We start from the raw sequence: 2,693 nt of genomic DNA, 5'->3' as shown, positions 1-2,693 counted from the left end.
GGTGAAGGCGTCCCGGGCGGTCGCGAGCAGCTCCCCGGCCGCAGCCGCGGGCAGTTCCCCGGCGGCGGACACGGCACTGGCGAGATCCTCGGCCGCGGCGCCGGGCGCCCCGGGGAGTTCCTCGATCCGGGGCCCGTACACCGCCGCCACGATGCTGCCCGCCACGGCGACCCCGAGGCCGACGCCCAGTTCCCCGCTCGTCTCCGACAGCGCGGCGGCCGAACCGGCCTTCTCCTGCGGGGCGGAGGCCACCACCAGGTCGGTGGTGAGGACCGGCATCGGGCTGATGCCGAGGATCGCGACCCCGGAGCCGATGACAAGGGCCGGCACACCGCCGCTGCTGTCGGCCCGGGTGACCAGGACGAGTCCGGCGACGGCCAGCAGCGCGCCCGAGGCCATGACGTGCGCGTGTCCGAACCGGCGGGCCAGGAAGGGCGCCGCCAGTGAACCGGCCGTCGCGGCGAGCACGATCGGCAGCATGTACACCCCGGCCTTCAGCGGTGTCATGCCTGCCACCATCTGGAGGAACTGCGGATTGAGGTACTCAAGGCCGTTGATGGCCAGCAGTCCGAACATCAGCAGGGCGAGCGAGGCCGAGAACGCCCGGTTGGCGAAGAGGCTCATGTCGAGCATCGGGTCCGGCAGCCGCAGTTGTCTGCGGACGAAGAACCGGCCCGCCACCAGCCCGGCGGCGAGGGCGAGCGCGGCGTTGACGCCGGGGCCGTGCGCGGCCGTGTGCTTGAGGGCGTACACGAGCGGGAGCAGCGCGGCCAGGGAGAGCAGGATGCTCGGCAGGTCGAGCCGGCCGGACGCCGGGTTGCGGAACTCGGGCAGGAGGAAGGGCCCGGCCACGATCAGCACCGCCATCACGGGCACCGCGAGCAGGAAGACCGATCCCCACCAGAAGTGCTCCAGCATCACCCCGCCGACGAGCGGCCCGACGGCCACTCCGACGGACATCGTGGTCATCCACAGGGCGATCGCGAAGGACCGCTGCCGGTCGTCGCGGAACATCGTGCTGATCAGCGCGAGGGTGGACGGCATCAGGGTGGCGCCCGCGATACCGAGGAGGGCACGGCTCGCGATCAGCATCTCGGCGTTCACGGCGTACGCGGTGAGGACGGAGGCGACCGCGAACGTGAACCCGCCGGCGAGCAGCAGCCTGCGGCGGCCGATCCGGTCCCCGAGGGTGCCCATCGTGACCAGGAACCCGGCGATCAGGAATCCGTAGATGTCCATGATCCACAGGGACTGGGTGGCGCTCGGCCGCAGATCGGCGCTGAGGTGGGGCGCCGCCAGGTAGAGGACGCTGATGTCCAGGGCGAGCAGCAGCAGGGGGAGCGTGAGCACCGCGAGCCCGGTCCACTCCCTGGGGCCCGCCCGGTGGGCGGACGCGGGTGCGGGATGGGGCGACATGGTTCCTCCGGTGAGTTGTCGGGTGGATGGTGTGCCTCCAGCGTGCGTACGCGCGGTTCTGGAACGGTTTCGGTGGGCGTACCGGGTCACCGATGGCCCGGCGGGGCCGGGCGGGCGGGGCCGCCGATGATCCGCCGTAGGCTGGAGAGATGCGATTCGGGGTGCTGGGCCCACTGCGCGTGTGGACGGCGGGCGGTGAGCCCGTGCGTGTCCCGGAGCGGAAGGTACGGGTCCTGCTCGCCGCCCTGCTCGGCCAGGACGGCCGCCTGGTGACCGTCCGGCGGCTGGTCGAGGATCTGTGGGCGGGTGAGCCGCCCGCCGAGCCCGTACGGGTCCTGCGGACCAAGGTGTCGCAGTTGCGGCGGGCACTGGAGGACGCCGAGCCGGGCGGCCGGGAGCTGGTCGTCGCCGCGCCCGCCGGTTACCAGCTGGTCGCCGGGCCGGGCGCGCTGGACGCGGCACGGTTCCGGGAGCTGGTGGCGCGGGCCCGGGAGAGCGGTGATCCGGCGGCCCGGGCGGAGCTGCTGACCCAGGCACTGGCGCTGTGGCGGGGCCCCGCGTACGCCGAGTTCGCGGAGGAGCCGTTCGCGCGGGCGGTGGTGGGGCGGCTGGAGGAGGAGCGGCTGGCGGCCACGGAGGACCGTGCGGAGGCGCGGCTGCTGCTGGGTCAGGACCGGGCGCTGCTGGGTGAGCTGGCGGAGCTGGTGGGCCGCTACCCGGGGCGGGAACGGCTGCGGGCGGTGCAGATGCGGGCGCTGTACCGGGCGGGGCGGCAGAGCGAGGCGCTGGCCGGATATCACGAGCTGCGGAAGTGGCTGGACGCGGAGCTGGGGCTGGTGCCGGGGCCGGAGATCGCGCCTCTGTACGGGGCGATCCTGCGCCAGGACCCCGAGCTGGACGTCCCGGGTGCACCGGGTGCACCGGGTGCACCGGGCGCACAGGGCGGACCGGGCGACGGCGGTGGCCGGCGGCATCGGCTGCCCGCCCCGCTGACCGGTCTGATCGGCCGGGAGGACGCCGTCGACGCGGTACGGGCGCGGCTCGCCGGCGGGCGGCTGGTCACGCTCACCGGGCCGGGAGGTGTGGGCAAGACCCGGCTGGCGCTGGAGGTGGCGCACCGGGTCGCGGACGGGTACGACGACGCAGTGCTGGTGGAGCTGGGGCCGGTGGACCGGGCCGGGCCGGTGGTCGACACCGTCGCGGCGGCGTTCGGGGTCCGTGACGAGGCGCGGGAGCTGCCGTCGGCGGGCGGGCAACTGCGGGCGGGGCCTCTCGCC

2 protein-coding genes are annotated in these 2,693 nt (G+C 74.7%); one reads left to right on the top strand and one right to left on the bottom strand.

All coding sequences use genetic code 11. The features are described from left to right. A partial coding sequence (locus ACWF94_RS38215) for an MFS transporter (protein WP_453499520.1) occupies positions 1-1,416 on the bottom strand: 1,416 nt, incomplete at its 3' end. Positions 1,417-1,565: 149 nt separating this feature from the next. Here ACWF94_RS38215 and ACWF94_RS38210 point away from each other — a divergent pair. Next, on the top strand, positions 1,566-2,693 hold a 1,128-nt coding region (locus ACWF94_RS38210; protein WP_453499518.1), incomplete at its 3' end, for a BTAD domain-containing putative transcriptional regulator.

The organism is Streptomyces sp. NPDC055078, assembly GCF_053607985.1.
This window is presented reverse-complemented; position numbering and strand designations above follow the sequence as displayed.